Source organism: Agrobacterium sp. CNPSo 2736, from assembly GCF_004005385.1.
Lineage (GTDB): Bacteria > Pseudomonadota > Alphaproteobacteria > Rhizobiales > Rhizobiaceae > Agrobacterium > Agrobacterium leguminum.
On the sequence record NZ_RZTX01000008.1, the window covers coordinates 43,515 to 68,489 of the forward strand.

Annotated in this window: 22 protein-coding genes; 10 read left to right on the forward strand and 12 right to left on the reverse strand. The window is 61.5% G+C overall.

All coding sequences use genetic code 11. From position 1 onward, the window contains the following. The first annotated feature begins 19 nt into the window (after positions 1-19). The 3 genes from EM858_RS14945 to EM858_RS14955 are packed head-to-tail and all read left to right on the forward strand — an operon-like array spanning position 20 to position 4,096. Positions 20-739, forward strand: coding sequence for a molecular chaperone (locus tag EM858_RS14945; protein ID WP_080818903.1), 720 nt, complete (start codon positions 20-22; stop codon positions 737-739). Beyond that, entirely contained in the window at positions 711-3,149 is a 2,439-nt protein-coding gene (locus EM858_RS14950; RefSeq protein ID WP_127757097.1) for a fimbria/pilus outer membrane usher protein, read from the forward strand. The genes EM858_RS14945 and EM858_RS14950 overlap by 29 nt, the downstream gene beginning before the upstream one ends. Beyond that, a complete protein-coding gene (locus EM858_RS14955) occupies positions 3,146-4,096 on the forward strand; it encodes a spore coat U domain-containing protein (RefSeq protein WP_127757098.1) in 951 nt (316 codons plus the stop codon). Before EM858_RS14950 ends, EM858_RS14955 begins: the two co-directional genes overlap by 4 nt. On the opposite strand, the gene EM858_RS14960 is transcribed toward EM858_RS14955, so the two are convergent. The 5 genes from EM858_RS14960 to EM858_RS14980 form a co-directional block, all read right to left on the reverse strand. After that, positions 4,090-5,697: an ABC-F family ATP-binding cassette domain-containing protein gene (locus EM858_RS14960; RefSeq protein ID WP_127757099.1), complete on the reverse strand. Its 1,608-nt coding sequence runs from the start codon at positions 5,695-5,697 to the stop codon at positions 4,090-4,092. The two genes, EM858_RS14955 and EM858_RS14960, sit on opposite strands and share 7 nt — an antisense overlap. A gap of 180 nt (positions 5,698-5,877) precedes the next feature. Next, positions 5,878-7,680: an ABC transporter ATP-binding protein gene (locus EM858_RS14965; RefSeq protein ID WP_127757100.1), complete on the reverse strand. Its 1,803-nt coding sequence runs from the start codon at positions 7,678-7,680 to the stop codon at positions 5,878-5,880. A 460-nt stretch (positions 7,681-8,140) separates the two neighbouring features. Beyond that, positions 8,141-9,130: a tripartite tricarboxylate transporter substrate binding protein gene (locus EM858_RS14970; protein WP_003521655.1), complete on the reverse strand. Its 990-nt coding sequence runs from the start codon at positions 9,128-9,130 to the stop codon at positions 8,141-8,143. Positions 9,131-9,242: 112 nt separating this feature from the next. Continuing rightward, entirely contained in the window at positions 9,243-9,938 is a 696-nt protein-coding gene (locus EM858_RS14975) for a superoxide dismutase (RefSeq protein WP_127757101.1), read from the reverse strand. Between the two features lie 195 nt (positions 9,939-10,133). Next, positions 10,134-10,460 carry a hypothetical protein gene (locus EM858_RS14980; RefSeq protein WP_020810616.1) on the reverse strand — a complete coding sequence of 109 codons (327 nt, stop codon included), beginning with the start codon at positions 10,458-10,460 and terminating at the stop codon, positions 10,134-10,136. Positions 10,461-10,640: 180 nt separating this feature from the next. Between EM858_RS14980 and EM858_RS14985 the strand changes: the two genes are divergently transcribed. Further along, positions 10,641-10,844 carry a CsbD family protein gene (locus EM858_RS14985; RefSeq protein ID WP_080818909.1) on the forward strand — a complete coding sequence of 68 codons (204 nt, stop codon included), beginning with the start codon at positions 10,641-10,643 and terminating at the stop codon, positions 10,842-10,844. Between the two features lie 48 nt (positions 10,845-10,892). On the opposite strand, the gene EM858_RS14990 is transcribed toward EM858_RS14985, so the two are convergent. Further along, positions 10,893-11,075, reverse strand: coding sequence for a hypothetical protein (locus tag EM858_RS14990; RefSeq protein ID WP_020810615.1), 183 nt, complete (start codon positions 11,073-11,075; stop codon positions 10,893-10,895). 270 nt (positions 11,076-11,345) lie between these two features. Here EM858_RS14990 and EM858_RS14995 point away from each other — a divergent pair, with 270 nt between their 5' ends. From EM858_RS14995 to EM858_RS15020, 6 genes are read left to right on the forward strand one after another with little or no spacing between them, the layout of a single operon-like run. After that, complete coding sequence (locus EM858_RS14995) at positions 11,346-12,497, forward strand: extracellular solute-binding protein (protein WP_127757102.1); 1,152 nt, start codon at positions 11,346-11,348, stop codon at positions 12,495-12,497. Then, the gene (locus EM858_RS15000) at positions 12,494-13,378 is read left to right on the forward strand and encodes an ABC transporter permease subunit (RefSeq protein WP_127757103.1); all 885 of its coding nucleotides are present in this window, start codon (positions 12,494-12,496) and stop codon (positions 13,376-13,378) included. The genes EM858_RS14995 and EM858_RS15000 overlap by 4 nt, the downstream gene beginning before the upstream one ends. Position 13,379: 1 nt before the next feature. Then, positions 13,380-14,204, forward strand: a complete 825-nt coding sequence (locus EM858_RS15005; RefSeq protein ID WP_127757104.1) for an ABC transporter permease subunit — start codon at positions 13,380-13,382, stop codon at positions 14,202-14,204. Between the two features lie 9 nt (positions 14,205-14,213). After that, positions 14,214-15,248, forward strand: a complete 1,035-nt coding sequence (locus EM858_RS15010; RefSeq protein ID WP_127757105.1) for an ABC transporter ATP-binding protein — start codon at positions 14,214-14,216, stop codon at positions 15,246-15,248. A 1-nt stretch (position 15,249) separates the two neighbouring features. Then, a complete protein-coding gene (locus EM858_RS15015; RefSeq protein WP_127757106.1) occupies positions 15,250-16,086 on the forward strand; it encodes a glycerophosphodiester phosphodiesterase family protein in 837 nt (278 codons plus the stop codon). Then, a complete protein-coding gene (locus tag EM858_RS15020; protein ID WP_127757107.1) occupies positions 16,083-16,892 on the forward strand; it encodes an inositol monophosphatase in 810 nt (269 codons plus the stop codon). Before EM858_RS15015 ends, EM858_RS15020 begins: the two co-directional genes overlap by 4 nt. 39 nt (positions 16,893-16,931) lie before the next feature. On the opposite strand, the gene EM858_RS15025 is transcribed toward EM858_RS15020, so the two are convergent. From EM858_RS15025 to EM858_RS15050, 6 genes are all read right to left on the reverse strand, one after another. Continuing rightward, positions 16,932-18,743 (reverse strand): ABC transporter ATP-binding protein, encoded by a 1,812-nt coding sequence (locus EM858_RS15025; protein WP_127757108.1) that lies wholly within the window; start codon positions 18,741-18,743, stop codon positions 16,932-16,934. A gap of 4 nt (positions 18,744-18,747) precedes the next feature. Beyond that, the gene (locus EM858_RS15030; protein WP_127757109.1) at positions 18,748-20,532 is read right to left on the reverse strand and encodes a gamma-glutamyltransferase family protein; all 1,785 of its coding nucleotides are present in this window, start codon (positions 20,530-20,532) and stop codon (positions 18,748-18,750) included. A 22-nt stretch (positions 20,533-20,554) separates the two neighbouring features. Continuing rightward, positions 20,555-21,427 (reverse strand): ABC transporter permease, encoded by an 873-nt coding sequence (locus EM858_RS15035; protein ID WP_164865443.1) that lies wholly within the window; start codon positions 21,425-21,427, stop codon positions 20,555-20,557. A 12-nt stretch (positions 21,428-21,439) separates the two neighbouring features. Further along, positions 21,440-22,387, reverse strand: a complete 948-nt coding sequence (locus tag EM858_RS15040) for an ABC transporter permease (protein ID WP_006311351.1) — start codon at positions 22,385-22,387, stop codon at positions 21,440-21,442. Between the two features lie 68 nt (positions 22,388-22,455). Further along, a complete protein-coding gene (locus tag EM858_RS15045; RefSeq protein WP_127757110.1) occupies positions 22,456-23,964 on the reverse strand; it encodes an ABC transporter substrate-binding protein in 1,509 nt (502 codons plus the stop codon). Positions 23,965-24,039: 75 nt separating this feature from the next. Further along, positions 24,040-24,813, reverse strand: coding sequence for a FadR/GntR family transcriptional regulator (locus tag EM858_RS15050; RefSeq protein WP_127757111.1), 774 nt, complete (start codon positions 24,811-24,813; stop codon positions 24,040-24,042). Positions 24,814-24,975 lie beyond the last annotated feature (162 nt).

A 24,975-nucleotide genomic window follows, 5' to 3' on the forward strand; every position in this document is an offset into this window, starting at 1 on the left:
GCCACAGGGAGGATCGCGCATGCGTGTTTTTACCTTAGCGGCTGCGTTTTTTGCCGGTTTGAGTGTTTCACCTTCACAGTCTGCCTCGCTACGGGTCGCACCCGTGCTTCTGGATCTTAAAGCGCCCACCGCGGCCTCCAGCCTCCGCATCTGGAACGATGCGAAAACCCCGATCAACGTTCAGGTCAGGATATTCCGCTGGACCCAGCAGAATGGGCAGGACGTCTATACGGCGGCGCAGGACGTCGTCGCCAGCCCGCCGATGACGCAACTGAAGGGAGGCGCGGAAAACCTCATCCGCATCGTCCGGCTTTCCAAGGCGCCGCTCAGGGCCGAAGAGAGTTATCGCGTCATCGTCGATGAATTGCCGCCGGCGGGAAGACCGCAATCCGGCACGGTCAATCTGGTGGTGCGCCACTCCATACCCGTTTTCTTCTCACCCGCCTCCACAGGCGATGCGGAACCGGCCTGGAAGGTAACGCCGCAGGGCAATGGCTACCGGGTTTCGGTGTCCAACACGGGCGCAAAGCGGATAAGGATCGCCAACCTGATGCTTTCCGGCAGCAACGGGCAGGCGATTGCCCGGCAGCAGGGGCTGGTGGGATATGTGCTTGGCGGATCCGCCGCAAGCTTTGTGGTTCCGGCAACGGGCGGCAAGAAAGGCGGCGGCACGCTGAAGATTTCGGCAGACAGCGAAGGCGGCCCCGTCAATGCGACGGCGCGCGTCTCGGGCGGCTGATCTCGCCGTTTTGACGATTGCCGCTCTGACGGTCTTTTCATCGAGCAGTTTCTCCGTGGCGCAGGATATTCCCCCTGCGGCGCAACCGGCCTCTTTTGCCGCAAAAGAAGCGGGACAGCTGCAGCTCGAAGTCTACATCAACGATGTTTCGACAGAACTGATCGCCACATTTCGTCAAAACGACGCCGGATCGTTTCTCATCGAGCCGGAACAGCTCACGAATATCGGGATTTCCCCGGTTGAAAGCGCTGCCGGCGATGATGGCTGGATCGATATTTCCCGGCTGCCGGATGTGGTGGCGCGTTACGATGAAGGCAGCCAGTCCATGCATTTCACCCTGCCGATGGCGGCGCGGGCGAACAGGGTGATCGACGCCTCCGGCAAGATTGCGCAGGAAGAAGACGAAGAGACCCGGGAAAAGGCCACGAGCGATTTTGGAGGTCTGGTGAATTACACGATCTACGGTTCCTCCGGCGGCAACAAATGGTCGGATATCGCCGATTTCAACGGTGTCTCGGCCCTTTTGGAAAGCAGGGCCTTCGGTCCGCTCGGCGTGCTGTCCTCATCGCAGGTTCTGAGCACGTCGCGCCTGTCGGAGTTCGATACCCAGCGCCTCGATACCACCTGGAGCTATTCGGACGAGGACACCCTGACGAGCTATCGGGCCGGCGACCTCATCACCGGCGGGCTGAGCTGGACACGCCCGACGCGGCTGGGCGGCCTGCAGATACGCCGTAATTTCGACCTGCGGCCGGATATCGTCACCATGCCGATGCCGGAATTCGCCGGCTCCGCCGCCGTGCCCTCCACCGTCGACGTCTATGTCAACAATGTCCGCCGCCTGTCGCAGGATGTTCCCGAAGGGCCGTTCTCCATCACCAATCTCCCTTTCATCAGCGGCGCGGGCAATGCGCGGCTGGTGGTGCGGGATGCGCTGGGGCGCGAAACCGTGTCCGAAACGCCCTTTTATGCGTCACCGGACCTGCTGGCGCAGGGTCTCATCGATTTTTCGGCCGAGCTTGGTTTTGCCCGACGAAACTACGGAACCTCGTCTTTCGACTACGATGACAAACCGCTGGGGTCTGCGACGCTGCGTTATGGCGTGTCGGACAGTCTGACGCTGGAAGGCCATGCGGAAGGCGGCGAGAATTTCTACAATATCGGCTTTGGCGGCGTCTTCACCCTTGGAGCGCAGGGATTGGCGGCGGTTTCGGGCGCATCGAGCCGCTTTGGCGCGGAAAGCGGTTATCAGCTTTCCGCAAGCGTCGAAGCGGAATTGCTGGGGGTAAAATTTCACGCGCGGTCGCAAAGGACATTCGGCGATTATCACGATATGGCCTCCGTCTCCGCCGACCTGTCCGATATCCGCACGGTATCCGGGCTGCTGAGCGCGCGGCCGCCGCGTGCCCTCGACCAGATTTCCGTTTCCACCCAGCTCGGTTTTGATGAGACCAGCCTCAATTTCTCCTATACCGAACTCGAAACCTTCGATGAAAGACGATCCCGGCTGCTCGGCCTTTCCGCCACGCGGCCGTTCGGCGAGAACGGCAATATCTTCATCACCGCCTACAAGGATCTCGAGGACAACAAATCCTACGGCATCTTCGCGGGCCTCTCCTGGTCGTTCGGTGGCGGCGTCTCCGGCTCGGCCGGCATGTCGTCGGATGCGGATGGATATTCGCTGACGGCCGAGGTCGGAAAATCCGAAGAGCAGGCCGAGGGAAGTTATGGCTGGCGCCTGCGCGGCTCGACCGGCGGCAACGATATCGCCTCCGTTTCCGGCAGTTACCGCGGCAGCGCCGCACGCGTTTCGGCCGGCGTCGATCAATTCAACAGCACGACGCAGGCCTATGCGCAGATAGAGGGATCGATAGCGCTCGCCGGCGGCGATGTCTTTGTCGGCAACCGGATCGATGACGCTTTCGCCGTGGTGGATGCGGGCGCGCCGGGCGTCGATATCCTTTTGGAAAACCGCCCCATCGGCCAGACCAACCGCCGCGGCAAGATATTGCTTCCGAACCTGCGTTCCTATGACATCAACAACATCACGCTCGACCCGAGCAATCTTCCGGTCGACGCCCGCATCGACCGGACGAAACAGACCGTCAGGCCGACGCAACAGGCCGGCGCGGTGGTCAATTTCAAGGTGGAAACCGAGGGTCAGGTGGCGCTGGTGACGCTGAAAGACGAGAGCGGCGAATTCATCGAAACCGGATCGACCGGCAAAATCGACGGCAAGCGCGATTTCATCGTCGGTTATGACGGACAGGCCTATCTCGACAATATCAGCGAAACGCATCGGCTCCGTATCATGCAGCCGACGAAGGGCGAATGCGAAGCGCAGATCACCCTCCCCTCTGCCGGCACGACGCGCGCAACTTTCGAAACCCTATGCAGGAGCATCCAATGAAGGTCCTGACCCGTGCCGCCCTTGCCATCGCCGCTTTCCTCCCGGCTTCACCGGTACTGGCGCAAAGCTGCACCTTCAGCATGTCGGACATGAATTTCGGCTTCGTCAATCTCGCAGGCGGCAGCGCCGTGGACACGACGGCGACATTGTCAGTCACCTGTTCCAACCCCCTGTCGCTGGCGCTTTCCATCCGCATCTGCCCCAATATCAATGCCGGAAGCGGCGGGCAGTCGGGCGGCATCCGTCGCATGCTTCAGGGCAGCAACATCCTCAATTACCAGCTTTACCAGAACTCGGCGCGGACAACCTCATGGGGATCGGTCACGCAACCCGCACTCGGCTCGCCTCCGCCAATCGACATGGCGCTGCCGCTCCTGATCAACACCACAAGCCGCACGGTCTATGGCCGGATCAACGCCGGTCAGGCCTCGGCAGCGCGCGGCCTTTACCTCTCCAGCTTCACCGGCGCGGAAACGAGCTTCACCTATACGAGCTTTACCCTGCTTGCACCGAGCTGCTCTTCCGTGACCCAGAACCCCACGCAGGTGCCGTTCAACGTGTCGGCCGCAGTGGCGCCCACATGCATCATCTCGGCCCAGAACATCGATTTCGGCAGTCACGGCGTGCTGAACACGGCAGTCAATGCGACCGGAGCGATCAATCTGACCTGCACCACCAATCTGAACTACAGTGTGGCGCTCAATGGCGGCCTGAGCAACAGCCCGCCAGCCGCGCGCCAGATGGTGCAGGCGGGCGCATCGATAACCTATGGTCTCTACCGCGACGCGAACCGCACGAATGTCTGGGGAAGCGCGGCAGGCGAGATCGCCACCGGCACCGGAACGGGCGGCCTGCAGACGCTGACCGTCTATGGCCGCGTCCCGGCGCAGAACACGCCAGCGCCGGGAAACTACTCCGATACGGTCGTCGTGACGGTGAATTACTGAGCGCCCGAACGCATCTCTGACGTCCCAAGTTCAAGCCGCCGATCAATGCCGATGGCGGCGAGAAACGCCTCATCATGGCTGACGACCAGCAAGGCGCCGTCATAGGCCTGAAGGCCAGCCTCCACGGCCGCGATGGAATCGATATCCAGATGGTTGGTCGGTTCATCGAGGATCAGCAATTGCGGAGGCTGCGGGCCTCCCAGAACACAGGCGAGACCGGCCCTGAGCATCTGCCCGCCCGAGAGCGTTGCAACGATCTGCAAGGCGGCATCGGCACGAAACATGAAGCGCGCAAGCGCGGAGCGACAGGCATTCTCGCCGGCCTGCGGGTTAAGCCGAAGAAAGTTGTCGCGGATGGACAGGCTCGCCTCGAGCAGGCTGACCTGCTGATCGAGAAACACGGACTTCACCCCGACATGCACCGCACCTTCGAATGGCGGCAATTCCCCGGTCATCACCGAAAGCAGCGTCGTTTTTCCAGACCCGTTAGGACCGGTGACGGCAACGCGTTGCGGCCCGGTGATCTCGAAGGACAGATCGCGAAGCACGGGGTGTTCGGCCCGATACCCCGCGGTCAGGTTCTGCAGGCTGAGCACGGTCTTTGTCGCGTGCAGCCCGCTGGGCGGCAATGTGACACTGACGCCCTGCAGGATTTCGATCCGCTCACGCGCCGTCTTCAGGTCTTCGGTCGCCTCGGCCGTCAGGCGGCTGGCAAGATTGGCGTTGTCGCCGCTCGTCTTTTCGGCACGCCTCTTCATCGCACCGACAAGGATACGCGGCATGTCCCCCCTCGCCGCTTTTGCAGCACCCCTGCTATCGCGGCGGGCCTTGCGCTCCAGCGCTTCCTGCGACCGGCGTTTTACCTCGGAAAGACGCTTTTCCGCATTCGCGAAGTCCTGTTCGGCGGCAGCCAGTTCCAGCGCTTTTTGTGCGCGGTAGTGGCTCCAGTTGCCGCCGTAACGGGTAGCACCGAGCGTGGTCATTTCCACGATCGCGTCGAGGGTTTCGAGAAGCTCCCGATCATGGCTGACGACGATCGCTCCGCCGCGCCAGCCCGCCAGAAAATCGGCAACGAAAATGCGTCCGTCCCGGTCGAGATTGTTCGTCGGTTCGTCGAGGATCAGGAAATCGGGCGCGGCATGAATTTGAGCCGCAAGTGCGGCCCGCGTGCGCTGTCCGCCGGAAAGCGCCGAAAGCGGTGTAGAGGGCAAGGCGTCCAACCCGACCTGCGCGAGCGCCCCGGCAATTTTCTCCTCCAGCGTCCAGTCGATGTCTTCTAGGTCTTCCAGAGTGGCCGTTCCTGCCTGCGCACGGGCAAGCACGTCCAGCGCATCGCGCGCTTCGAACAGGTCGGCGACGGTCTCGTCGGACACGACCTGTACGCTCTGGCGCAGAAGATTGACGCTGCCCGAGACGGAAACCGTGCCCGCGGACGGCGACAGTTCGCCGGCGATCAATTTCAGAAGCGTCGTCTTGCCGACGCCGTTGCGCCCGACTAGGCCGGTGCGTTCGGGTCCGAAGCGAAGATTGATGTTAGAAAAGAGCGGATGACCGTCAGGTGTCGACCACGAGAGGTCCGAGAGAGTGATGGAATGCGGCATGGACATGGGTTCCCCTGATGACAAGGCGTTGCGGCTTTGTGATCGGGTGGAAATCCATGGTTCACCGTCCTGTTGGTGTTGCGCAGAACACGCCCTTACGCGAAAAAAGCGGCGTGTTCGTGGCGCGGGTTCAATGTTCGGGAAGGGAACGCCGGGAGGATACCCCCGGCGTCCGTTTTCTCAGGCCACCAGGCCCTTGGTCAGCTCCAGCGCCTGCCGTTCGAACAGCCGGCGGTAGATGCCGTCATTGAGGCGGATCAGCGCCTGATGGTCACCCTCTTCGACAATCCTGCCCCTGTCGAAGACCAGCAGCCGGTCCAGCGCCCTGACCGTGGAGAGCCGATGGGCGATGACGAGCGTGGTGCGGCCCACCATCAGCCGTTCCATCGCCTGCTGGATCTGCACTTCGCTTTCGCTGTCGAGGCTGGAAGTGGCCTCGTCCAGTATGAGCACCGGCGCATCCGCAAGGAATGCACGGGCGATGGCGACACGCTGACGCTCACCGCCGGACAGCTTGACACCGCGTTCACCCACCATCGTCTCATAACCCTTGGGAAGGGACATGATGAAATCATGGGCGCTGGCCTGTTTCGCCGCCTGCTCGATCTGACGCCGCGTGGCGTCCGGCCGGCCATAGGCGATGTTTTCCGCCAGCGTGCGGTGGAACAGGATGGGCTCCTGCTGCACGATGGCGATCTGGCCGCGCAGGCTCGATTGCGTGACGCCTGCGATATTCTGGCCGTCGATGCGGATCGCGCCCGACTTGATGTCGTAAAGCCGCTGGATGAGCTTGACGAAGGTTGTCTTGCCCGAACCGGAATGGCCGACCAGACCCACCCGCTCACCCGCCTTGATGGTGACCGAAAAGTCATCGTAAAGCGGCGTGGGATGCGCGCCATACTGGAAGGTAACGTGATCGAAGACGATCTCGCCCTTTCCAATCCTGATCGGCCCTGCATCCGGCCAGTCCTCAATGCCGAGCGGCATCTTGTCCAGCAGCACCAGTTCCTCCATGTCGTTGACGGCGCGTTGCAGGTTGCGGATATCCTGCCCCACATCGCGCAGATAACCCTGCAACACGAAGAACATCGCCAGTACGAAGGTAATGTCGCCCGGCGTCGCAAGCCCCTTTTGCCACATGATGAGACCCGTACCCAGAATGCCGGCCTGCATGGAGACCATCATGAAGCTCTGGATCGTGCCGTTCAGCGTGCCACGCTTCCATGTCCTGCGCGTGCGGTTATCCCACTTCACCAGCACATGGCCCAGCCGCGTTTCCTCGCGGGTCTCGGCACCAAAGGCCTTGACCACCGAATTGCAGCTGATGGCATCCGCCAGCGCGCCGCCAAGTCTGGTATCCCAGGCATTGGCAAGCCTTGCCGCCGGCGACACATACCCCATGGAAAGGCCGACGGTGACGCCGATATAGATCAGCGATCCGAGACCGACGATCAGGCCCATGACCGGCCAGTAGCTGCCGAGCACGATGGTGGCGCCCACCAGCATGACGATGGAAGGCAAAAGCGCGACGAGCAGCAGGTCGTTTAGCGAATCCAGCGCCCACATGCCGCGCGTGATCTTGCGAACCGTGGAGCCGGCGAAGCTGTTGGCATGCCAGTCGGTGGAGAAACGCTGCACCTTGTGGAAGCCGTTATTGGCGACATCCGCCATGATTTTCAGCGTCAGCCGGATGATGCCGTTGAAGATGAACCAGCGCAGCACCACGCTCACCAGCCCCAGCGCCACCACGATGACGAAGGCGCGCAGCGCCTTATCCGCCCCGTTGCCGGCCCCGGCGCCATCGGCAATGGCATCGACGATCTGGCCGGAAAAGACCGGCACCATCACTTCGGCCAGCGTGCTGGCAATCACCAGAACGATGATGAAACCCACCAGCGCCGGCCGATGACGCCAATGGTTGAAAACAAAGCCGAGCACATGTCGATAGGCATCGGCGCGGAAATCGAGCTTCTTGCGTGTCATTTTTGCCAGCCCAGCGCCCTATAATCGGCGACCGGTCCTCAAAACGGAAGTTGGATGGCACAGCCCGGGCGGGAGACGAAGTGATCCCGTCAGATCAATCGGGCTATGGGGGAAGTAAAACCGCATGTCGGGCGCGCGATGGGCGGGCCGCGAATGGATATGACCTAGTGTCGGGTCATTCCCTGCGGGAGGGTTTCGAAGAATGCTGGTGTCATGCAACGCCTCCCTTGGTTCGATCTGACGCGGTAATGAGATTTGTAACTCAGCGGTTGAAGCTTGCCAAGCGGGTTTTTGCAACCGGCTGGTGAGTGATGCGGAAAGGCCACACCGGCTGGGTGCGACGATATAAACCTTGACCGATGCGACAGGAGCATCGGCCAAGGTTCTGTCAGGCCATCATTTCCGTCCGCAACCGGCAGGATGTGCGGCGGAAAATCGCGATGGTATCTGCCGTTACCGGTCAGTCCATCTGCACATTCGCATCCTTGACCACCGGTCCCCACTTGGCGATTTCCGCCGCAACGTGGGTTTTCAGCTCATCCGGCGAAGAGGCGACGATCTTGGCGCTGAATTCCGCCATGCGTCCGGCAACCCCCGGATCGGCAAGCGCCTTCTTGGCGGCGGCATTCAGCTTGTCGACCACCTCAGCCGGTGTGCCGGCAGGCGCAAAGAGTGCATTCCAGGTGTAGGTCTCATAACCCGGCACCGTCTCGGCGATTGTCGGCAGATCCGGGAAGGACGAGGCGCGCTCCTTGGTCGTGACGCCGAGCGCCCGCAACGTGCCGGATTTGATATGTCCGGACGAAGACGGCAGATTGTCGAACATGATGGAAATCTGGTTGCCGAGCAGATCGTTAAGCGCCGGGCCTGCGCCCTTGTAGGGAACATGCTGCATGCTGACACCGGCCATGCTCTTGAACAGCTCGCCGGAAAGATGCAGCGGGGTGCCATTGCCGGAAGAGGCATAGGCGTGTTTATCCGGCTCGGCCTTCAAGAGAGCAATCAGTTCCGCCACGCTGTTGACGTTGAGCTTCGGATTGACGACCAGCACATTCGGCACCACCACGAGCAGCGAAACCGGCGTGAAATCCTTTTCCGGATCGTAAGGCTTGGTCTTGAGAATGAGCGGGTTGAGGGCGTGGGTGGCCACCGTGCCCATCAGGATCGTATAGCCGTCGGGATCGGCGCGGGCGACGCGATCAGCGCCGAGATTGCCGCCGGCCCCGGCGACATTTTCAACGACGATCTGCTGGCCGAGCTCATCACCCATCTTCTGTGCGATAACACGCGCGACCACATCGGTGGAGCCGCCCGCCGCGAAAGGAACGACCAGAGTAATCGTTCGATCGGGGAAGCCCTGCGCGACCGCAGCCGTTCCCAGCATGCCGAAAGAAACCGCCGCAGCGGCAAGTTTCAGCACCATGCGCCGTTTTGAAGACCGGTAAATCATGAACCCTCCTGTAACATGGCCTCCTCGCCATGGGTGCATAGTAGCTAAAATGCACCTCAGGGCAACCCGCAGGCGGCCGGCCGCTCCCGGCAGGTTTCAGGAGAAAGGATCGTTATGATTTCAGGCGCTCTTCGACGACCCGCCAGTTGACCAGCTTGTCGAGCACGGCGCGAATATGTTCGGCCTTGCGATTTTCATAATCGACGTAATAGGCATGCTCCCATATGTCGATGCCGAGATAGGCCGGGCGACCGACAGCGACGGGATTTTTGCCGTCCTCATATCCGATCAGTGCGAGCCGGTCGTCGTCGCCGCGCGTCAACCAGACCCAGCCGGTGCCAAAGACCGTATCGGAAACATCGACCGCGCGTTTGATGAAACCATCATAGCCACCGAAGGTCTCGTCTACCGAAGCGGCGAGATCGCCCGTCGGCCGGTTCGGCCCGCCCGGTACGAACTGATCCCAATAGGCAACATGGTTCCACGCCTGTGCGGCATTGTTGAAGATCTTGACGTCCGCCGCCTCTTTCGATTTGGCGGATTGCGTCACGATATCCGCCAGCTCCATGTCGGCATAGGGCGTGCCGGCGGCAAGCGCGTTCAGCTTGTCGTAATAGGCCTTGTGGTGTTTTCCATAATGAAGACCCACCGTTTTCGCCGAAATCACTGGCGCGAGATCGGCCTCGGCGAAAGGAAGTTTGGGCTGCGTCAAGGGCAGCGCGGCACGCGCGACGTGCGGGCGGGGAAAGATTGCAGCGGCGGCGGTTGCTGCGCTGGCGGTGAGAATGGTGCGTCTGGTGATGTCCATCGTATCCTCCTTATGAACGGTGATACGGCACTAACCCCGAACTGCCGTCCGGGTTTCCTCACATTGAATGCAATTCTGTCTAAGGCCGTGCGGATTTGCAGCAGGGACGCTGTATTCACACCCTTCCCAAGGGCGAACGGACCTCACCGGCCCATATGGAAAAGGCCCTCCCGACGCGGAGAGGGCCTTGCCCGATCAGTATCGATAATAATCGCGACGGTCGCGGTAGTCGCGATAATCTCTGCGGTCGCGCCACTCACGCCATTCCCGTCTGGCCTGACGCTCGCGCCATTCACGGCGAGCTTCCCAGCGGTCGCGCCGGTCCCAGCCGCGCTCATAACGCGGTCCGTTCGGACGGCAATAGCCGCGCGGGGTCAAATGGAACCCGCGTCCGCAGGCATAATCCACCTTTTGAATGTGGGATGCCGAAGGTGCGGACGGTTGACCGACAGGCATGGCGTTGGCGCCGGTGCCGAACAGGGCGCCGAGAATTAGTCCGGCGGTTAGAATCATCTTGCGCATCTTATCTCCCTCCTTGTGGGATGAGGGGATTTAGCGCCCGGCCGGGTGAACTGCGGCTGAATGAATCGTGATCTTTTCGTGGCAGCAGGCCACAGTTGCGCCGAACATTCCGGCCGCCGGAGGGAACCCTGCGCAGCTTTGGACATTTACCGGTGCAAGCCAAAAAATGGGAGAGCACCAATGGATTGGAACCGCGTTGAAGGCAACTGGAAGCAGATGAAGGGCAAGGTCAAGGAGCAGTGGGGCAAACTCACCGACGACGACCTCGACGTCATCAACGGCAAGCGCGACCAGCTCGAAGGCAAGATTCAGGAGCGCTACGGTTACGAAAAGGACCGGGCCAGGAAAGATATCGACGACTGGTATGGCCGTCAGCCCTGGTAAGACGAGACCCCGCTTCGGCGGGGTTTTTCTTTGCGAAAAATTCTTCGGTCAGCTGGCAAGGGCCAGAACAAACGCGATGACGATCAGCAAAGGCCCCATCCACCTGAAGTGACGAACAACTGGCGGCTGATTGACCGTGTTTTTTGACAGCGGCAGATAACCGAAGCCGACACATGTCATCCACAGGCCGGCACAAAACATGATGAATTCGTCGATATAGGCTGCGATCATCGCTCCCCTCCCTCCAATGCTATCGCGATCACTCTATCTGCCCGGCAACGCCTTTAGTAGGGCCTGCTTTCGAACGGCAATCAGGACAGGGCGTGCCGGCGATGCCTGTCGGCAGCAACCGTCACGAAAGCGTTATGGAAAGACATTAGAACCGCCGCCGGCCCGTTCAAAAAATGCACGGCTGTGCAACGACCGGCCAGAGCCTTCCCCGCATCTTTCCGGGGCCAGCGCTCAGCAGTTCCACTCGCGCCGAAAACATCGGAGACATAGATGAAACGCCGCACCTTTATGATGTCCGCCGCAGGCGCCGCCGCCGGTCTCGCCCTTGCACCGCGCATGAGCTTCGCCGCTCCGGGCACGATCGACTGGTACACCAGTTCGGATACAAATATCCTCGATTTCTGGTCCAATACGATCAAGCCCGCTTTTGAAGCCGCCAATCCCGGCCTGAAGCTCAACCTCGTCGATGCCGGCGACAGCGCCGGCATCACCGCCATCGGCGAACGCGCCATCGCCGCAAAACAGACGGGCACCGATCCGCAGGCCGATTATTTCGAAACGGCCGATCCGCTGCTTCCCACCGGCGGCATCGATGCCGGCATCTATATGAACATGGCGAAAGCCGGCCTCTCCAACTATTCGCGCGTCAATCCGCTCGCCATCCGCAGCGAATACAGCCTGCCCTATCGCGGCAGCCAGGTTCTGCTCGCCTATGACACCAGCAAGCTCAAGCCGGCGGATGCACCTAAGACCTGGGACGAGCTCGTCAAATGGATCAAGGCCAATCCCGGCCAGTTCGTCTATAACCGTCCCGACAAGGGCGGCTCCGGCGGTAACTTCGTCCGCCGCGCCATCCATCAGGCCAACGGTCTCGACCCCAAGGCCTTCACGGTCGACAATTACACCCAGGAAGCCGGCGACAAGGCTCTCGGCAAGGCATGGGCGCTGCTCAAGGACATCGCACCGTCGCTCTATGACAAAGGCGCATATTCTTCCGGCAACACGCAGTCGCTGCAGCTGCTTTCGCAGGGCGTGGTCACCATGACCCCTGTCTGGTCCGATCAGGTGCTGAAGGCCATCGATCAGGGCGTTCTGCCGCAAGAAACCGGCCTCGTCCAGCTTCAGGATCTGGCGCTTTGCGGTGACTTCTCGCGCGCCGTGGTGCTTGCCAACGGCGCCAATCGCGATGCTGCCCTGAAGCTCGCCAATTTCGTGCTGTCGGAAGAAATCCAGGGCGCGATCCTCACCGAACTCGGCGGTTTCCCTGGCGTTTCCTGGGACCATGTGTCGGCCGACCTGCGCAAGCGTTTCGCCGACATCATCCCGCAGACCATTCCGACCTTCCCGGCCGGCAAATGGGAAACCGCCATCAATGATGGCTGGTATCGCAACGTCGCTCCCAACGTCGACCGCAAGTCGTGACCGAGATTGCAGAAGGAGCGGTTCGCCCGCTCATCGACAATACGGCAGGCAGGAGGCCAGTCGGCCTCCTGCTCGTCGCCATCCCCGTGTTCCTGATGATCTGGCTCGTCATCTGGCCTGCCATCAACGCCATCGGCCGCACCGTCTGGCGCACGGGAGCGAGCGGTGAAACGAGTTTCGATCTTTCGAGCTACGGCTTCTTTTTCTCGGACCGCTACAGCCTCGACAATCTTGCCGTGACGTTGTGGACGACAATGGTCTGCGCGATCCTCCTGCTCGTAATCTGCCTGCCGATCGCGCTCTACCTGCGCTTTTCGCAAGGCCGCCTTTCGGCTTATGTGCAGGCGCTCGCCATCTTCCCGATGTTCGTGCCCTCCATCATCCTCGCCTTCGCCTTCATCCGCGTTCTCGGGCCGAACGGCATGGTGGACATATTGCTCAATGCGGTCGACCTGCCGAAAATCCGCACGCCGTATCTCACCCCGTGGGGACCGGTCATCGGTCTTGTCTGGGACAATATTCCGCTGACCGTTCTCATCCTGCTCGCGGGCCTCGGCAGCGTCGCCAACCAGTCGGTGGAAGCGGCGCGGGATGTGGGCGCAAATGCGCTTCAGGTCTTCTGGCACATCATCCTGCCGCGCATTTCCAATTCCATTCTCGTGGCGCTTTCATTTTCGGTGCTCGGCATTTTTTCCTCCTTCACCCTGCCCTATCTTCTCGGGCCGGCCTCTCCCGAAATGCTCGGCCCCTTCATGCAGCGCACGCTGCGCGAAGTGCAGGACCCCATCGGCGCCATGACCCAGGCCGTCATCGCTTTCGGTTTCTGCATCGCATTCGGCCTGTTCTACGTGCGTTCGGTCGCGCGCAACCAGGGGAAATGACATGACAACGCTGACGCGGGCGCGAGCCCGCATGGATTGGCCCGGCATATTTTTCGCCACCCTTCTCACCGTCGCCATCGTCGGGCCGCTGCTTGTGGTGGGCACCTGGGCATTCACCGAGGTCTGGCGTTTTCCCAACGTCATTCCCCAGCAGTTCGGTTTCCGCTTCTGGGGCCAGACGCTCGGCCGCGCCGATGTGTGGAATGCGCTGATGCTGAGCCTGCGGCTGACGACGGTGGTAACGCTGCTTTCGGCAGCGATCTGCCTTCCCGCCGCCTATGCCTTTGCGCGCATGAGCTTTCCCGGCCGCAACCTGCTGTTCTTCTCCTTTCTTGCCGGCCACGCCTTCCCGAAATTCGGGCTTCTGGTGGCGATTGCCGCCATTTTCCTGCAGCTCAACCTCATCGGCACCTTCTGGGGCGTCGTTCTCATCCAGCTCGTCGGCACGCTGATGTTCATGATCTGGATTCCCGTGGCGGCATTTCAGGCCGTCGACCGGCGCATGGAAGAGGCGGCCCGCGATGTCGGCGCCAGTCCGCTCAGGGTCTTCTGGTCGATTACGCTGCCGCAGGCGGGACCGACCATCGCCGCGGCCGTGCTGCTGAGCTTCGTCGGCACTTTTTACGAGACGGAAGGCGCATGGCTGATCGGTGCGCCCGGCATCCGCACCATGCCGGTGCTGATGATCAGCTACATCAACAACCAGATGGTCATCCAGTATGGCGCGGTCCTGTCCGTGCTGCTCTGGGTGCCGTCCTTCATTGCCCTCATGTTCGCCCGCCGCGTCATCGGTGGCGGCGCATTCGCCCGCGGTTTCGGCGGTTAGGAAATCATCATGTCCGTACTTCACATCCGCCACGTCACGAAAACCTATTCCGGCGGGACAAAGGCAGTCGACAGCTTCTCGCTCGATGTCGCCGATGGTGAACTCGTCTGCCTTCTCGGCCCCTCCGGTTCGGGCAAGTCGACGCTGCTGCGCATGGTCGGCGGTTTCGAGCAGCCGACGGGCGGGCAGATCACCATCGATGGCGAAGATGTCACCCACCTGCCGCCAGAGCGGCGGCCGACCGGCATGGTGTTTCAGAGCCACGCGCTCTGGAGCCACATGAACGTCTTCAAAAACCTCGCTTTCGGCCTCAGGCTGCGCCGCATGCCGGCTGCCGTCATCAGAGAGAAAGTGGAGGCCGTGCTCGAACTCGTCGGGCTTTCCGGTTATGGCGAGCGCGCCACCGGCCAGCTTTCCGGCGGCCAGCAGCAGCGCGTGGCGCTCGCGCGCTCGCTGGTTCTCGAACCGAAAATACTCCTGCTCGACGAACCCTTCGCCAGCCTCGATCAGCATCTGCGCGAGCGGCTGCGGGAAGAGGTGCGCGATATTCAGCAGCGTCTCGGCATCACCACGCTGTTCGTCACCCACGGGCAGGACGAGGCCCTTTCCATGGCCGACCGCATCGTCGTGATGGCGAACGGCAAGACTGAACAGATCGACCGGCCGAATGTGATCTATCGCGAACCGCAGACCCCGTTCGTCGCCGGCTTCATCGGCACCATGAACCTGATAGAGGGCGCGGTTTCAGACGGAAACTTCATGCGCGCCGACTTCACCCTGCCGCTTCCGGTCTCCGACGGACCGGCCATTCTCGCCGTTCGCCCGGAAGCCATCGATCTGACGATTTCCGAAACGCCGGAAGCAAGTGTGCACCGGGTGACGGACTATGGCACCCATGGCCTTGTCGACCTTGATCTTGCCGATGGTACAAGGATCAAATCCATGGTCGCCCACCCGGATATGTTCCAGACGGGACAGGGCGTACAGATTTCGCCCCGTGCCGTCACCGCCTATCGCGACAACCGCCCAATCTACCGGAGCTGACATGAACCAGCCGATCCTTATCGACCGCGACGGCCACAGAACATGGCTCAAATGGCATCGCGCCCGGCGTCGTGCCGAAGATCCGGTCTTTACTGGCGAGCGTATCATCGAGGCGATGCGGCTCGGTGCAAGCATCGAGGTCGATCTCGTCATCCATGCCGATCACGGCTGCGCCGTTTTGCATGACCGGACGCTGGAACGGGAGACCACCGGCACCGGCCGGGTGCGCGATACATCCGCAGCCACCCTGCGCCAGCTTCATTTGCGCGACAATGACGGCCACCCCATCGATGCGAAGGTAATGCTGCTCGAAGACCTTTGCGCCCTGCTTGCCGAGGGCGCCGTTCATCCCGACGCCCTGCTCCAGCTTGATTTCAAGGAAGACCGGCAGGCGCTTACCCCGCAGGTGGTCAGCGGCTTCGGGGCGAGCGTTTCGCCAATAGCAAAGTCGGTGATCCTGTCGGGCGGCGATTTCGACGCCATCGCCACGCTGGCCGGCTCAGCCCCCGGCCTTCGCACCGGATATGATCCCTGCCATCGCGGCACGCTAGCCGCACTGAAGGCAAGCGGAAACTATCCGGGCTTCATCGAAGACGCCCTTGCCACAGCACCCGATGCGGACATGATCTACCTCGCCTACGAGATCGTGCTTGCCGCCGAGGATGCGGGCGTCGATATCATCGCCCCCATCCATGCCACCGGCCGCCGGGTCGATGCCTGGACGATCAACAGCGTCACGCCGCAATCCATAGAACAGGTGAAACGCCTCTTGCGGCTTAAGGTGGACCAGATCACCACCGACGATCCGGAAGGGCTCGCCGAGGTTTTCAGCCGATGACAGTCAATTACAGCACCATTCTCGACCATATGGTCGCCACCGCCCGCGAAGCCGGCGCATTGACGCTCGACCATTTCAGGCGCTTCCGCGAGATCGAGATCGGCGTCAAGGGACCGGGGGACTTCGTTTCCGATGCGGACAGGGATTCCGAAACGCTGATCCGCGAGCGCCTGCTCGGGCAATATCCCTGGGGACTGACCGGCGAGGAATTCGCGCCCGTCGAAGGGGCGGATCGGGATCACCGCTGGCTGGTCGACCCCATCGACGGCACCACCAATTTCATCTTCGGCCAGCACTATACCATCACCATCGCGCTTCGCCGCGGGAATGAAACGATCTGCGGGCTGGTCTACAATCCCGTTTCCGACGAAATGTTCACCGCGATCAAGGGGGACGGCGCCTATCTCAACGGCGAGCGCCTGCGGGTCAATGCCAGCACCGATGTCGCCCTGATGTGCGTCGGCACCGGCCTGCCAACACCCAATCTCCAGCTTTATCCCGGCGCCTATCAGCGCCTCGACGCCATTCGTGCGCCCATCGGCGCGGTCCGCGTGGTCGGCAGCGCCGCCAATTCCTGCGCTTACGTCGCATGCGGCCGGCTGACCGGCTATTACGAGGAAACGGGCTTCGTGGACACGGCAGCCGGCATTCTGCTGGTGCAGGAGGCTGGCGGCATCGTGACCGACTGGTGGGGCCGCGGACCGGAGTTCTATGAAAAGACCGGTACGCTGATCGTCGCCAATGCCGCGACCCATTCCTATCTCATGGAGCACCTGCGCGGCGTTCCGCCCAAGAACCCCGCATAACGGCTTCCTCTTCGGAGCATCCACGCCGCAGCAATCATCTCAGGCCACCTGCACCAGGTGGCCGGGCGATACGGTCCTGTAGTTCCGCGTCGGTGCTTCATATCCTATTGCCCGTATCGGGCTCTTCAGCTCGTCATTGGATATGCCGCGCCTTATCCCGCGCCTTGCCGGGTCCGGCACCGGCACGGCGGCCATCAGCTTTTTCGTATAGGGATGCTGCGGATTGTCGAAAACCGCCGCACGCGGGCCGATTTCCACGATCTCGCCAAGATACATCACCGCCACACGATGGCTGACACGTTCCACCACCGCCATGTCATGGCTGATGAACAGGAAGGCCAGATTGAGGCTCTGTTGCAGGTCGAGCAGCAGGTTGCAAACCTGCGCCTTGATCGAAACATCGAGCGCCGAGACGCTTTCATCGGCGACGATAACCTTCGGATCGAGCGCAAGCGCACGGGCAATGGCGATGCGCTGGCGCTGACCGCCCGAAAATTCGTGGGGGTAGCGGCTGGCCATATCGGCAGACAGGCCCACCTTTTCGAGAAGATCGGCAGTCTTTTCCTTCGCCTGTCTGGTGTTGCCCAGTTTGTGCTTGATGAAGGGCTCTGAAATCGCCGTGCCCACCGTCATGCGTGGATTGAGCGACGAGAACGGGTCCTGAAAGATCATCTGCACGGATTTGCGCATATTGCGCAGGCCGACCGTATCGAGCCGCATCACGTCATAACCGTCGAGCGACACGTCGCCGGCCGTCGGCTCCACAAGCCGCATGATCGAGCGGCCGGTGGTGGATTTTCCGCAGCCGGATTCACCCACCAGCGACAGCGTTTCCCCCTGAAACAGATCGAAGGAGACGTTTTCCACCGCATGGACTGCGCCCGTCTGGCGTGCCAGCAGGCCGGAGCGGATGGCAAAACGCGTCACAAGGTTCCTGACCGACAGAACCGGCGTCTGCCCGCTCGCAACCGTCCCCGCCACCTCCTGCGGCTCGCTCGAAAGGCCGGTTTTCATGTCGAGCACCGGAAACCGTGTCGGCCATTGCCGGTCGCGCATCGAGCCGAGCTTCGGCACCGCCGAAAGCAGCGCCCGTGTATAGGGATGTTTGCCACACCGGAAGATGTCCTCGGTCGGTCCGGTCTCGACCTCATCGCCGCGATACATCACGATCGTCCGGTCGGCGATTTCAGCCACGACGCCCATGTCATGGGTGATGAAGAGAACGGACATGCCCTCCTCTTCCTGCAGCAGCTTGATCAGATCGAGTATCTGGCCCTGAATGGTGACGTCGAGCGCCGTCGTCGGCTCGTCGGCGATCAGCAGTTTCGGCCGTGAGGCGAGCGCCATGGCGATCATCACCCGCTGGCGCATGCCGCCGGAAAACTGGTGCGGATATTCGTCGAAACGACCGGAGGCGTTGGGAATGCGAACCTTTTCCAGAAGCCGCACCGTCTCCGCCCGCGCCTCCTGCTTCGAAAGCCCCTTGTGCCGGATGAGCACTTCGGAAATCTGGCGGCCGATGGTGAAGATCGGATTGAGCGAGGTCATCGGCTCCTGAAAGATCATCGAGATATCGTTGCCGCGCACGCCGCGCATTTCTCTTTCGGAAAGCGCAAGAAGATCGCGCCCGTTGAGCAGCACTTCACCCTCGATCCGGCTGGAGGCCGGGGCAAGCAGGCGCATGAGAGACAGCGACGTCACCGATTTACCGGAGCCGGATTCGCCGACAATCGCGACGGTTTCGCTGGGCGCGACATCGAAGGACACGTTGCGCACGACGCTCTTCCATGCGCCATCAACGAGGAAGGAGGTGGTGAGGTTACGGACGGAAAGGACGGGGTTTGTCTCCATGGTGTCACCGCCCTACCGCATAGGCCTGCATCAGCCGCGGTGTTGCAGCGGCACGCAGCAGACCATCCGCATCGCGACGCGCGGCGGTGAGCCGCCCGACCGACCATGCATCGGCAACCGTGACGCGGTGCCCGCGGCGGCGAAGCTCCTGCAAGGTCGCTTCGCCCACGGTGCTCTCCACGGTGATTTCACCCGGCGAACTGGTGCGCGGATAAAACGAACCCGGAAAATGCGCGGTATGGAACAGCGGCATGTCGATGGCGGCCTGCAGGTTCTTGCCGTGATGGGCATAACGCAGGAAGAAGGGCAGTTGCCACTGGTCCTGCTGATCGCCGCCCGGCGTGCCGAACACCATGGAGGGACGCCCCTGATGAAGCGCAAGCGAAGGCGTCAGCGTGGTGCGCGGGCGTTTGCCCGGTGCAAGTGAGGTCGGCAGGCCTTCCTTCAGCCAGAACATCTGGGCGCGGGAATTGAGCGCGAAGCCGAGGCCGGGCACGATGGGCGAGGATTGCAGCCAGCCGCCGGAGGGCGTGGTGGAGACCATGTTGCCCCAGCGGTCGATGACATCGATATGCACCGTGTCGCCGCGCTTCTCCGTCAGATGCGACATGGTCGGCTCGTAGACCGTGCCGGTGCCGCTCATCTCGGCCAGCATGGCCATGGTCGCGTCCACCTGCTTTTCGTAACCCGGCACGGTGCCGGGGCGCAGCTCCAGCGAGGCCTCGCCGCTTATCAGCGCACGGCGTCCGGCATTGTAGCCTTCCGACAGGAGATATTCCGTCGGGATCTGGCCGAATTCAGGATCACCGTAATAGACCTCGCGGTCGGCATAAGCGAGCTTCATGGCTTCGACGATGGTGTGGATGAAATCGGGACCGGAGGGGTCCATGGCCGCAATGTCGAAGCCTTTCAGAAGCGCAAGTGATTGCAGCAGAACCGGACCCTGCCCCCAGGCGGGCGTCTTGGCAATCGTCCAGTCGTGATAGTCGAGCGTCTGCGGCGCTTCCACGGCCGCGCTCCAGTCCGCCATATCCTGCGCCGTCAGCACGCCCCTGTGCTTAGCACCGCTGGCATCCATGACTTCCGCCGTCCTCACGTAACTGTCGATAGCTTCCGCTACGAAACCCCGATAAAAAGCGTCGCGTGCCGCCTCGATCTGGTTTTCGCGGCCGGAGCGCGCTTCGGCTTCGGTGACGATCCGCTGATAGGTCGCGGCCAGAACCGGATTTCGGAAGTTGGCGTGAGGCTCGGGTGCCGCGCCGCCCGGCAGCCATGTCTCATGGGATGTCGGCCATTCCTTCTCGAAGAAATCGGCCAGACCCTTGATGGTGGCGGAGACACGCGGCAATGTCGGATGCCCGTGTTCGGCATAATAGATGGCGGGTTCCAGCACCTCGCGCACGCTCATCGTGCCATAGTCGCGCAGCATCAGCATCCAGCCATCGAAAGCGCCGGGAATGACGGTGGCGAGCAGCCCGTCGCCGGGGATCAGCTTCAGCCCTTCCGACGTGTAATGTTCAATCGTCGCACCGCTCGGGGCCGGGCCCTGTGCGCAGATGACTTCGACCTTGTCCTTCTGCTTCGAATAAAACACGGCGGGCATATCTCCGCCCGGACCGCAAAGATGCGGCTCGACAATCTGCAGGACGAAACCGGTGGCGACGGCAGCGTCGAAAGCATTGCCGCCTTTTTCGAGGATCGCCATGCCGACGGCCGACGCGATCCAGTGCGTCGAGGTGACGACGCCGAAGGTGCCAAGGATTTCAGGGCGTGTGGTGAATTCATTCATTCGGATATTTCCTTGTAAAAGATCATGCTTCGCGCGGATCGAGCGCATCGCGCAGACCGTCGCCCAGAAGATTGAAGCCGATGACGACGAGGAAGATGGCGATGCCGGGCCACATCGTCATCCACGGCGCCTGGCTCAAGAAATTCTTCGCGGTATTCAGCATCGAACCCCAGGAGGGCGCCGGCGCCTGCTGGCCGAGACCGAGGAAAGAAAGGCTCGCCTCCGCGATGATGGCGGTCGCGACCGTCAGGGTCGCCTGCACGATGATGGGGGCGAAGACATTCGGCAGGATGTAACGTGTCATGATATCGATGTGGTTGAGGCCGATGGACCTTGCGCCTTCGACATAGTCTTCGGTCTTGACCGCCAGCACCTGCCCGCGCGTCAGCCGCACGAAAATCGGCATGGCGGAAAGGCCGATGGCGATCATCGCATTGGTGAGGCTCGGACCGAGGAAGGCGGCAAGCGCAATCGCCATGATGAGAAACGGCATGGCCAGCAACGCTTCGGTGATGCGGGATATGACCATATCCACCCAGCCGCCGAAATAACCTGAAATCAGGCCAAAGGGCACGCCGATCACCACCGCGATCATGACCGAGACGACGCCCGCCATCAGCGAGGCGCGCGCGCCATAGATCATGCGGGAAAGGATGTCTCGGCCGAGATCGTCGGTGCCGAGCCAATGGGCGGCCGAGGGCGCCTTGCGGATGGCAGACCAGCTGGTCGCCACCGGATCGGCAATCGGCAGGATCGGCGCGGCGATGGCAAGTACGGCGAAAAACAGCACGATAACCATGCCGACAAGCGCCGACTTGTTGCGCTTCATCTTCTTCCAGGCGCGGCTTTCCTGCCGCGTCGCCGCTACGGAGAGGTTTTGATCGAGAACGGTCATGATATCGGGGCCTCAGATCGTCGCCCTGAGGCGAGGGTTGAGCAGGACATAGGCAATATCGGCCAGAAGATTCATGAGAATGAAGCCGACGGCGGTGCAAAGAACGATGCCCTGCACGACGGCGTAATCGCGGGTGAACACCGCATCGACCGTCATCTTGCCGAAGCCGGGAATGGTGAAAATCTGCTCCGTCAGCACCGCCCCGGCCAGCAATTCGCCGAAGAGCAGCGCCAGCAGCGTGATGACGGGCAGAAGCGCGTTGCGGAAACTATGCGACAGGATGATCTCGCGCGGCGAAAGACCCTTGGCGCGGGCGGTGCGGATATAATCGGAACTGAGCACCGCCACCATCGCCGAACGCGTATGGCGCATCAGCGTTGCCGCAAGCGCATTGCCCAGCACGAAGGCCGGCATGATCATGGTTTCAATGGAACGCACGGGATCGACAAAGATCGATTCATAACCGGATGCCGGCAACCAGCCGAGTTTGACCGAAACCAGCAGGATCAGCATGATGCCGAGCCAGAAATTCGGGATGGAGAGGCCGGAAAGCGCCACGATATTGGCCGTGTAGTCGATCCACGTATTCTTCTTGACGGCGGCCAGAATACCGATGGGAATGCCGATGACCATGGCAAAGAACATCGCCATGACGGCCAGCTGAATGGTGACCGGCAGCTTCTGGCCGATCAGTTCCAGCACCGGCTGGTTGGTGCGCAGCGAGATGCCGAAATCACCCGTCACCACACCGCCCAGCCAGTTGAGATACTGAAGTGGAACGGGGTCGTTGAGGCGATATTTCTCCCGCAGGAATTCAATCGTCGCCGGATCGCGCTCCTCGCCAGCCATGGCGAGCACCGGATCGCCCGGCAGGAGTTTTTGCAGCGAGAAGACGAAGATGGAGATGATCAGAAGCGTCGGGATCGCGACCAGCAGTCGCTTGCCGATATAAACAGGCATGGCATGGCCCTCGTTCGTGCCAATTCGTGAGGGCCGCACGGTAAGGCCGTGCGGCGCATGCGAAGCGTTCAGTCCTTGGAGACGCCGAGAAGGCGGATCATGCCATCCGGCGACGGCGCCCAGCCCTTGACCTTGTTGGAAATGGCATAGGCATAGGGCTGGTGACCGAGATAGATGATCGGCATGTCATCGTTGAGGATGACGCTTGCGGCATCGTATTTTTCCTTGCGCACCGCATCTTCGGTCGAGGCGCGGGCCTCATTCAGCAGCCTGTCGACCTCGGGATTGCAATATTTCACATCGTTGATGCCGCCCTTGCAGGTGACGAACTGGTGCAAATTGCCATCGGGATCGATACGTCCCGACCAGTCGGAGCGGCTGAGCTGGTAATTGCCGGCCGTCTGCTCGGACAGAAGCGTCGCAAATTCCGTGGCCTTCAGGGTGACGTTGAAGCCGGCCTCGGCCACCATCGACTGGATGACCTGCATCATCTGCGTCTGCGTGGTGTTGTTGGCGTGCTGAAGCTCGATGTCGAGCTTTTCGTAACCCGCCTCCTTCATCAGCTCTTTGGCCTTGTCGATATCGCGCGCCGGCACGGCCAAGTTCTGGTTGAACCACGGGCTTGTGGGCGGAAAAGCCTGATTGCCTGCCTTTGATGTACCCTCGAAGACGATCTGGCCGATCGCTTCCCGGTCTATCGCATAGGAAAAGGCCTGGCGCAGGCGCTTGTCCTTGCCGAGCGGATTATCCGCACGCGAACCATTGTTGATATTGACATACATGGCCATGTAGCCCGGTCCGATGACATCCGCATAGGTCAGATTGGCGTCGTTCCTGACGGACTCGGCATCGGAGGCCGAGATGCGCTCGGCGATATCGAGGTCTCCCGAGCGAAGATTGGCAAGCTTCACGGTCGTATCGGGGATCGGCAGATAAACGACCCTGTCGACCAGAATTTTGTCCTTGTCCCAATAATCGGCGAATTTCTCGAGCACGATACGGTCCTGCTGGATGCGCTCGACGAATTTGAACGGCCCGGCGCAGACCGGCTTCGAACCGAAATTCGCGCCCAGTTCCTTGGCCGCCTTCGGCGCGACGATCATTCCGGCGCGGTCGGAAAGCTGCGCCAGCAGCGTGACGTCAGGCGTCTTCAGGGTGAATTTGACGTCAAGCGGCCCGGTGGCCTCGACCTTTTCGACCGAGGAAAGCTCGCTCTTGCGGCGGGATTCCGGCAGGGTCATGTTGCGCTCGATGGTGGCGACGACAGCCGCCGCATCCAGTGTCTCGCCGTCGTGGAATTTCACGCCGTCGCGGATTTTCATCGTCAGCACCTTGCCGCCCTCGGACCAGGCCCATTCTGTGGCAAGCTGGGGAACGATCTTCATGTCCTGCGAAATGTCGACGAGCTTGTCGCACATGGCGGTATAAACGATACGCCCGACGAAGGTGCGCGATTGCGCAGGGTCGAGAACGTCGGCGTCATCGTTAAGGCCGATGCGCAATTCGGACGAGATGGCCGGCGTGGACAGGAATGCACCGGCCAATAAGGCCGCGGTCAATGTCTTGATTTTCTTCATGTTCTATCCTCTGGTCAGGTTATCTTTGTTTTTTCATTGGCCGGCCCTGAAAGGCCGGCAGGTCTGCTCTGCGGCTTACGAGGCCGGCGTGAGCGGATTATCGGCATCGCCCGTGCTGCGGGCGGCAATGTCTTCTCCGGTTTTCTCCTCCAGAAAGCCGAGCGAGGTGGCCCGGATCAGCCTTTCCTGATGCATGAGCAGGTGCTGGCGCATCGCTTCGCCGGCTCTTGCAGGGTCGCGATCGGCGATGGCATCGACGATCGCTATGTGCTGCTCGAAGGACGCCTTGCCGTTCGTGCCGCTGCGGCGCGCCAGTTCTCGTATCGACTGCCATGCATCGTCCTGGCGAATGCGGTTGACGACATCGAAGATGGACAGGAACAATTTATTGCCGGCGCTCTGGGCGATCTGGCGGTGAAGCGAACCATCCCACAACTCCTTGGCGTCGGCATCCGTGCTCTGACCGGTCTTCTGGACGAGGGCGCGCATGCGTTCCACCTCGGCGGGTTTGGCGCGCATGGCCGCAAGCTGCGCCAGCTGCGGCTCGATGCGCAGACGAACTTCCATGATTTCCATGATATCCGTGCCGGCGACCAGTTCCGTCACTTGGGCGGACCAATCGTCCGGCTTTTCACCCACAAAGGTTCCCGCCCCCTGCCGTCGCCAGATCAGACCTTCGGCTTCCAGAACCTCAAGAGCGCGACGGACCGCACGCCGGCCGACATTGAAGGTTTCCGCGAATGCCCGCTCCGTCGGCAGGCGACGGTCTTTCGCAAGATCCTGCGCCTGAATGTACTCCCGCAACTTCGCCAGCGCGTAGTTGGAGTTGTCGTTGGGGTTCACCGTCACGTCGCACCATTTACTGAACCAATCTTACATTGGTTCATTTGGTGAGAAATTCTTGCCGCCGTCAAGCTTATTTTTAAGCGGCAATAACTGGCGCTCAAAATATGGGCATGTGGCGTTTTTTTGAAGTTGAACGGAGGGCGATGGGCGGTTAGGCGTCATGGA